Annotated in this window: 6 protein-coding genes; 2 read left to right on the top strand and 4 right to left on the bottom strand. The window is 60.8% G+C overall.

The annotated features are described in order from the left end of the window. Nucleotides 1-14: 14 nt before the first annotated feature. The 4 genes from B2V90_RS17065 to adh all read right to left on the bottom strand — a co-directional run bounded on the left by B2V90_RS17065 (nt 15) and on the right by adh (nt 5479). Nucleotides 15-2240, bottom strand: a complete 2226-nt coding sequence (locus tag B2V90_RS17065) for a hybrid sensor histidine kinase/response regulator (protein WP_228222620.1) — start codon at nt 2238-2240, stop codon at nt 15-17. Next, entirely contained in the window at nt 2237-3379 is a 1143-nt protein-coding gene (locus B2V90_RS17070; protein ID WP_228222619.1) for an FIST N-terminal domain-containing protein, read from the bottom strand. Before B2V90_RS17070 ends, B2V90_RS17065 begins: the two co-directional genes overlap by 4 nt. A 77-nt stretch (nt 3380-3456) precedes the next feature. Continuing rightward, entirely contained in the window at nt 3457-3843 is a 387-nt protein-coding gene (locus B2V90_RS17075) for a DUF779 domain-containing protein (protein WP_228222663.1), read from the bottom strand. A 115-nt stretch (nt 3844-3958) separates the two neighbouring features. Continuing rightward, entirely contained in the window at nt 3959-5479 is a 1521-nt protein-coding gene (gene adh, locus B2V90_RS17080) for an aldehyde dehydrogenase (RefSeq protein ID WP_228222618.1), read from the bottom strand. Nucleotides 5480-5641: 162 nt separating this feature from the next. On the opposite strand from adh, the gene B2V90_RS17085 reads away from it, so the two are divergent. Both B2V90_RS17085 and B2V90_RS17090 read left to right on the top strand, forming a co-directional pair. Beyond that, the gene (locus B2V90_RS17085) at nt 5642-6238 is read left to right on the top strand and encodes a TetR/AcrR family transcriptional regulator (protein ID WP_228222617.1); all 597 of its coding nucleotides are present in this window, start codon (nt 5642-5644) and stop codon (nt 6236-6238) included. A 50-nt stretch (nt 6239-6288) separates the two neighbouring features. Next, nucleotides 6289-8007, top strand: a complete 1719-nt coding sequence (locus B2V90_RS17090; RefSeq protein ID WP_228222616.1) for an acyl-CoA dehydrogenase — start codon at nt 6289-6291, stop codon at nt 8005-8007. Nucleotides 8008-8194 lie beyond the last annotated feature (187 nt).

The following is an 8194-nucleotide window of genomic DNA, read 5'->3' on the forward strand; positions in this document are numbered from 1 at the left end:
TGGCCACAGCCTTGTTATTTCAGGATCGTCCGCAACAACGCCCGCAATTGCGCCGGCTTCACCGGCTTGTTGAGCAGGGGAATGTCGGCGGCGTCCAGCTGGGCTTTCAGCGCTTCGCCGCGGTCGGCCGAGATCATCACCGCTGGCACCCGAAGACCAAAACGCGCCCGTAATTGCTCGATGACGACATCGCCGGTTTCCTCTTCGTCCAGATGATAGTCCACCAGGATGATGTCGGGCGCCGTCCCAGCCGCGAACTGGCCCGCTGCTTCGGCAAAGCTGCCGGCCGTCACGACGCTGCATCCCCATCCACCCAGCAGACTGCTCATGCCGGTCTGGATCGCGCGTTCATTGTCCACCACCAATGCGGTCAGCCCGCGCATCGTGCGATCCCTTCCCGTAGCGTCGTGTGGCTGCCGTTCGTCTGCGCTTTCCACGCCGATCGGCACCATGATCGAAAAGGTGGAGCCGGCGCCAGCCACAGACCGCAGCGTCACCGGATGCCGCAGCATGTCGCTCGCCCGCCGGACGATGGCGAGACCCAGACCCTTGCCGGACTGGCGATTGTCGAACCGCCGAAACTCCTCGAAGATCAATTGCTGCTGGTCGGGCGGGATGCCGGGGCCGGTGTCCGTAACGCTGATTTCGACTAGCGCGTCGAACATGTGGCAATGCAGCCGCACAGCGCCTTTCTGTGTGTACCGCACGGCATTCGATAGAAAATTCTGCAGGATCCGCCGCAGCAGCCGGATATCAGACCGCACCCAGACCTGCTCGCCCTCGATACTGAGCGACAGCCCTGCCGACCGCGCCATCGGCGCAAATTCCACCCGCAACGTGTCCAGCAGACGGTCCAGGGGGAAGTTCGACAATTCTGCCTGGATGGCGCCAGCGTCCAGTCGGCTGATTTCCAGCAGTGCCTCCAGCAAATCCTCCACCGAATCGAGCGCGGTGGACGTCTGGCTGACCAAAGCGCGGGTAGGCAAGGCGAGCCGCCTGTCGCCCAAGGCCGCCACGAACAGGCGCGCGGCGTTCAAAGGTTGGAGCAGGTCATGACTTGCTGCGGCCAAGAAGCGCGTCTTCGACAGATTGGCCTTTTCCGCCGCAATTTTGGCGTCCATCAATTCCGCCTCGATCTGTCGCCTCTCGGCCACCTCTGCCTCTAGTTCGCCCGTCCGTTCCGTGACCCGGCGTTCCAGCGTTTCAGCCGTTTCCTTCAAGGACGCCTGCGCGCGCAACATATCGGTGACATCGGTAAAACCGATCACCTGTCCGCCGCCTTCCAACATTGTGCTGCGCAATTCAAAGCAGCGATCCCCTGCGCGAACCTGGCCGACCTTTCGGCCAATGCCATCTCGCCAGTCCAGGTACCCTTCGTCAGCCAGATGCCGCTCGGTTCGGCACCAGTGCACCAATTGCGCATGGTTGCCCATGTCCTGCGCCCAGTCCTCCGGCAAGCGCAGAAGGCGTTGCAGGGCCTCATTCCAAGCCGCGACATTTCTGTCCGCGTCGAACAGGCAAACGCCTTCTGACAAATTGTCGAGTGTCGCCTGCAGGATGATGTTGCGCTCGGCCAGTTCTCGCGTGCGCTCGCGTGCATCCTCGGCCTTTGCTTCGGTGATATCGGTGTAGATGCCAACAATTCCACCCTCGCTGGTCCGCAGTTCGTTGACCTGCACCCATCGTCCGTCGGCCAGGGCCTGAACATGGCCGCCCTGTGTGACGCTGTGGCGGGCAAGGCGTTCAGAAACCCAGCGGTCAGGCGCTATCAAAGCTTCCCGTGGAGTCTGATGTGCCGCCGCCAGCCGAGCGATTTCATCGAACCGCATGCCTTCACGCAGCTGATCGGCAATGTCGGGCCAGAAGCCGAGATAGGCTTCGTTAAACAGCAGGAGCCGGTCGTCGGCATCGAAGAGGACAAAGCCTTCGTTGATGGAATCGATGGCATCGCGCAACCGCATGCGCGCTGCGTCGGCACTATCGTGGGCCGCTGCTAGTTCCGCATGCGCGCTTGCCAATCGCGCCAGTGCGTCTTCTAGCTGGACGGTGCGGTCGCGCACCATGGATTCTAGGGAAATCGCAGTCTCGAACATGGCGAACGCATTGCCGGCCATATCGCTGGATCGTTCGACCCGGTCGATCAATGCGGCATTGATCTTGCGCAGCTTGGCGACTTCCAGACGCAAGGCCGCGACGTCTATCTCGTCCAAGTCTGCAATTTCGGCGGCCGCCCCGGTCATTTTCCGATGGCCAGACCGCTGAACGTCTGGTTGACGTGCAGGGCGTGATATTGCTCGCCATAAGTATTGAACCCGATGACGCTGTGGCGACGGTAGAGTTCCGAGACGGCACGGGAAATTTGGCGCTGTTCTGCGTCGATGCGGTTGAGCACGCAGTCGAAGGCGATGATGCGATCGACTTCGCCTAATTGATCGGCGATGTCGGTGAAAAGCGCATCCATGCCCGCGATGCGATCCACCGGCTCTCCTACGGTCAGCACGATGCCTTCGTCGATCGCGCAGTAGAAGGTCAGGCTGCCATCGGCATTTGCGCTCTGGATGGACCGGACATGATAGTCGCCAGCGGCGCGGACCATCGGCGGGTGTGCGGCAAAGAATTCGACGCCCAGTGCCTCGCCGGCATGGCCGGCGATGCGCAGATACTCGCTGGCCGCAGGCTCTGCGTTGATTTCGGTTACGACCCGATCCTGCGGAATGGCGCCTGTGACAACCATCTTGGCTGCGCCCGGCCGGTAATGCTGCGCCTTGAAAACGTGCAGGGGCCGAGGCGTGGACAAGATCGCCACTACCGCTCCATGCGCGTGGAATTGCCCCCCCTCAAATATGGATGTTTCCCGAAATGCCAGGCCATCGCCCGATGACCCACCGATCAAAGGGATATCGCCCAGCGCGTCCTGGATCGTCATGGTGAGCAACTCTTCGCGATGCGACAGCCCGTCAATGAGGAACAGGGCAACCTGGTTTATTTTCTCTCCAAGAGACCGGCTGTCGCGCGTCGCTGTGGCGACCAGACTGCGGACGACGTCGCGCGCCGCGACCGGATCGAACATGTCGACATCCTGGAAACAGTGGGAGGCGAGGTGAAAGCTGTCTGTTGGAAAAGCGATCGCGGAAAGGCTGTCCTCGTCATAGCCGCGATCGGTCAACTCCCCCGAACTGGTGCAACCGATGACCGACACGCCTTCGCTACGCCGGTTGATGGCCCGCGCCAGCGGATCCCGGTCGAACCGATGCGAGCAGAACAGCATGAGGCCAGCCAGCGGCGCTTCGCCAAGCTGCTCCATGATCTCGTCCATGGCGGCAACAGGGCTCGCAGCGTGACTGGCTGCAAAGCCAATGCGTGAAGCCAGCAACGTCATCGGTATCTCCCCCCCCCTGATTTCTCCTTGTTATACGGTCTTATGAACCTGCCGGCGACGCGTGACCAGTCCGACGTTCAGCATCCGCGGACGGGGCCGCCTGCCGCCTCCAGCGCGGCATATTCCTCATCCGTGAAAACTCGGGAGCGGACGATGAAACGAACACCTTGCGGACTTTCGAGTGACATGCCCGCGCCGCGACCGGGCACGACGTCGATCATCACCTGGGTATGGCGCCAATAGTCAAACTGCGCGCTGCCGATCCATACGGGAATGTCGCCTGCCACATGCCCTAGAAGAACGTCCTGCGTTCCGACTTTGAATTCGCCGCGCGGAAAACACATCGGCGCGGACCCATCGCAGCAACCGCCGGATTGATGAAACATCAGCGCACCATGCGTGTGCGTAAGCGCCCGCATCATCGCTTCCGCTTCCGGCGTGGCTATCACGCGCGCTGGCACCATGGTGACTGTCCTTGCTACTGACCAGTGCGGCGGGCGCTGGGGAAGATTGTCGCCCGCCGCCATCGGAAGCCCTGGAACAGGGAATGCAGCTTCCGACAATTGCATCTTCGCCGGATCAGAAAAAGCCGAGCGCTTTCGGGCTGTAGCTTACCAGCAGATTCTTCGTCTGCTGATAGTGATCCAACATCATCTTGTGCGTTTCGCGTCCGATACCGGATTGCTTATAGCCGCCAAAGGCTGCGTGGGCCGGATAGGCGTGATAGCAATTCGTCCAGACTCTGCCTGCCTGAATGGCCCGGCCCATCCGATAGGCGCGGCTGCCGTCGCGCGTCCAAACGCCGGCGCCAAGTCCGTACAGCGTGTCGTTGGCGATCGCGACGGCTTCCGCCTCGTCCTTGAACGTGGTGACGGACAATACCGGGCCGAAGATTTCCTCCTGGAAGATGCGCATCTTGTTATGGCCCTTCAACACGGTCGGCTCGACATAATAGCCCTCCGCCAGTTCGCCATCTAGCCGTGCCCTTTCGCCGCCGGTCAGCAATTCGGCTCCTTCGCCAAGGCCGATCTCGATATAGGAGAGGATTTTTTCAAGCTGATCGTTCGAGGCCTGGGCGCCGATCATGGTCGCTGGGTCTAACGGGCTACCCTGGCGGATGGCCTTGACCCGTTCAACGGCGCGGGCGATGAACCGGTCATAGATGCTTTCCTGGATCAGGGCGCGGCTGGGGCAGGTGCACACCTCGCCCTGGTTCAAGGCGAACATCGCGAAGCCTTCAAGGCATTTGTCAAAATAATCGTCGTCAGCGTCCATGACGTCTTCGAAAAAGATGTTCGGGCTCTTGCCGCCAAGCTCGAGCGTGACCGGAATCAGATTTTCCGACGCATATTGCATGATCAGGCGGCCCGTGGTGGTTTCGCCGGTGAAGGCGATCTTGGAAATCCGCTTGTTGCTGGCCAGAGGTTTGCCAGCCTCCACGCCAAAGCCGTTTACGATGTTGAGCACGCCCGACGGCAGCAGGTCACCGATGACTTCCATCAGGACCATGACGGACATTGGGGTTTGTTCAGCAGGCTTCAAAACCACGCAATTGCCCGCCGCCAAGGCAGGGGCGAGCTTCCAGACCGCCATCAGAATTGGAAAATTCCATGGGATGATCTGGCCGACAACGCCGAGTGGTTCGTGAAAATGATAAGCGATCGTGTCATGATCAATTTCCGCGATGGATCCTTCCTGAGCGCGTAGGCAACCCGCGAAATAGCGGAAATGATCTATCGCGAGCGGGATGTCTGCATGCGTCGTTTCCCGGATGGGTTTGCCATTGTCGATCGTTTCAGCCATCGCGATCAGGTCGAGATTGGCCTCCATGCGGTCGGCCATTTTGAGCAGAATGTTGGACCGGTCGGTAGGCGATGTCTTGCCCCAACCATCCTTGGCTTTGTGGGCTGCGTCGAGTGCCAGTTCGATATCATCGGCGGTCCCGCGTGCGATCTGGCAGACGACTTGGCCCGTGACGGGCGAAATATTGTCGAAATATTCGCCCTTGGCTGGAGCTACCCACTGTCCACCAATATAATTGTCGTAGCGCTCACGGATCAACCTCTCGCCCGCAAAACGCTCCATGGCCTGCTGCAGCATCGTCCACTCCTGAATCGATTAAAGTTGGATCAAGGATGGCAGAGGCGGTCGAGCGTGCAATTGGACCTTCGGTCGATATGGCTGGTCGTTACCCGACACCCTCTGGATCGCCGAGTGCGTCCCGGGGTGATTCGGCGTCCCCTTTCATGCTAGGTCGCCGGGATGACGATAAGGGATGACAGGACCAGCGAACCGGAAACGGGCGGCGCGCGCCGCCGCGCCATATTGGAAATCGCCGCGCGCCTATTTGCGCGCAAGGGCTATCGCGGAACATCCATGCGGGACATTGGGGAAGCGGCCGGCGTCCAGGGAGGATCGCTCTATCATCATATCAGATCTAAGGACGCCCTTTTCGTAGAACTCCATCACGCAGCCCTGGACGAAGCGGAGCGTCGGATCGCTCAGGCTGCATCGCAGCAGCTCGAGCCTTGGGCCCGGCTTGAGGCGGCCTGCGCCGCTTTATTGGAGATTCAGCTCGACCCTGACTCGTTGACGATGCCGATGATGAACGATTTTCGCGAGGTGCCCGCTACGGTTCGCACCGCGCTGATCGAGCGGCGAGATCGGTTCGAAACGCGGTTTCGGGACTTGGTGGCCAATCTGCCGTTGCCGCCTGAGCTTGACCGCTCCATCTATCGCAACCTGCTTCTGTCTCAACTTAATTCGGCGGCCGACTGGGTGCGGCCCGGCCGCCTGTCGCCCCGAGACATCGCTGAGCAAATCGCGCGTGTGTTTCGCCACGACATATCGACAGGTTGAAGCTGTAACAACTGTTTGGTATAGCGCTATGCAATAGAAAGGCCCGTATTATGCAAAGCTATATCCCGCCCATCGACGACTATCGTTTCCTGTTGGAGGAGGTGCTCGATTTTGATGGAGCGATGACGGAGCTCGGCAAGGACGTGGATTGCGGCCTCGCGACGGCGGTCCTTGAAGAGGCGGGGAAATTCTGTGCCGATCATCTTCATCCGCTCAATCGTCAAGGGGATGAGCAAGGCGCGCGGCTGGTCGATGGATCAGTGGTCATGCCTGACGGCTTTGCCGCAGCTTATCAAGCCTTCGTCGAGGCGGGATGGCCGTCCCTGGCTGCTGATCCGGACCATGGCGGACAGGGCCTTCCCTTCATCCTGCAATTATGGCTCGATGAGATGCTGTCCGCATCCAATCTTTCATTCGGGCTTTTTCCGGGTCTCACCCGCGGCGCGATGGAAGCGATCGCCGCCCATGCGAGCGACGACCTTAAGACCCGCTATCTGGCGCCGTTGATCAGCGGAGAATGGACCGGCGCCATGGCGCTGACGGAAAGCGGAGCCGGCACCGACCTTGCACTGCTGAAAACAAAGGCGGAAGATCTGGGAGACGGACGTTTCGCAATCACCGGGCAGAAGATCTTCATTTCTTCGGGCGACCACGACATGGCGTCCAATATCGTCCATCTCGTTCTTGCCCGTTTGCCCGATGCGCCTGCTGGGGTGAAGGGTATCAGTCTGTTTCTTGTGCCCAAGATGCTGCCCGATGACACGCGCAACACCATGTCGGTCGGCGCATTGGAAAAGAAAATGGGCATTCATGCCCAGCCGACCTGTGTCATGAACTATGATGGCGCAACGGGGTGGCTGGTGGGCGAGCCGCACCGTGGCTTAGCGGCCATGTTCACCATGATGAATGCCGAACGACTAATGGTCGGCATCCAGGGGCTCGGCATTGCCGGCGCTGCTTATCAACAGGCGGCCGCTTATGCCAAGGATCGGCTCCAGGGGCGCGGTAGCGATGGCGGCCGGGGCCCTGTTGCGATCATCGAACATGCAGACGTCCGGCGCATGCTGCTCAAGGTACGTGCTTTTGTCGAAGCCGGGCGCGCGCTGGCTGGGTGGACCGCGTTGCAGTGGGATCGGGCGCAGGGCCATGCCGATCCGGCAATCAGGGCGGATGCCGATGCGTTGGTCGCGCTGCTTACGCCTGTTGTGAAAGCCGCGTTCACCGATTTCGGATTTGAAAGTGCGGTAGTGGCGCAGCAGGTGTTCGGCGGCCACGGCTATATCCGCGAATGGGGGATGGAGCAGTTCGTGCGAGACGCGCGCATCGCGCAGATCTATGAGGGTACGAACGGGGTCCAGGCGATGGATCTTGTGGGCCGCAAATTACCTATGGCCGGCGGCACTGTGGTCGAGCGCCTGTTCGATCAGATCGAAATGGATTTGCAAAAATGCGAAGGCGTCGAAATGGCCGAACGGGTGCGTAACGCGCTTGGCCTTCTGCGAGACGCGACGATCGCCTTGCGTGGGGCCGGTGCCGACGCCGCGGGAGCGGCGGCGGTTGACTATCTTCGCCTGTTTGCCCTCGTCTGCTTGGGATGGATGTGGACTCGAATGGCAGCCGTGGCGACCGGCGATAGTCCCTTGCACGCGAGCAAGCGCGCGCTTGCCGAATTCTTCGTGCTCCGGCTTCTGCCGGAGAGTGAGGGCTTGGCGCGGGCGATCGGCGCGGGCGAGGCGTCCTTGATGGCAATGCCTGGCGACGCTTTTTAGGAAGCGGCCCAGCCATCTCACCGGTGTGATCGCCCCTTCGCTGCCCAAAATTCGCTTATGTCGTTTTTTTGAAATTTTATGATTGCCCGCCTCGGGTGGTGGGCCTAGATGCCCCTCCACCGCCGCGGTGCGCGCCCCTGGTTCTCGCTTCGCTTGGTCGCCGACATGGTAGGACAGCAGTCCCCCG

The sequence above is a fragment of the Sphingobium sp. UBA5915 genome, from assembly GCF_002431195.1.
GTDB classification, from domain to species: domain Bacteria; phylum Pseudomonadota; class Alphaproteobacteria; order Sphingomonadales; family Sphingomonadaceae; genus Sphingobium; species Sphingobium soli.

Excerpts from the sequence above, each read along its gene's own strand:
- adh (WP_228222618.1), bottom strand. The coding sequence starts at position 5,479 with ATGCTGCAGCAGGCCATGGAGCGTTTTGCGGGCGAGAGGTTGATCCGT.
- B2V90_RS17065 (WP_228222620.1), bottom strand. The coding sequence starts at position 2,240 with ATGACCGGGGCGGCCGCCGAAATTGCAGACTTGGACGAGATAGACGTC.
- B2V90_RS17090 (WP_228222616.1), top strand. The coding sequence starts at position 6,289 with ATGCAAAGCTATATCCCGCCCATCGACGACTATCGTTTCCTGTTGGAG.
- B2V90_RS17075 (WP_228222663.1), bottom strand. The coding sequence starts at position 3,843 with ATGGTGCCAGCGCGCGTGATAGCCACGCCGGAAGCGGAAGCGATGATG.
- B2V90_RS17070 (WP_228222619.1), bottom strand. The coding sequence starts at position 3,379 with ATGACGTTGCTGGCTTCACGCATTGGCTTTGCAGCCAGTCACGCTGCG.
- B2V90_RS17085 (WP_228222617.1), top strand. The coding sequence starts at position 5,642 with ATGACGATAAGGGATGACAGGACCAGCGAACCGGAAACGGGCGGCGCG.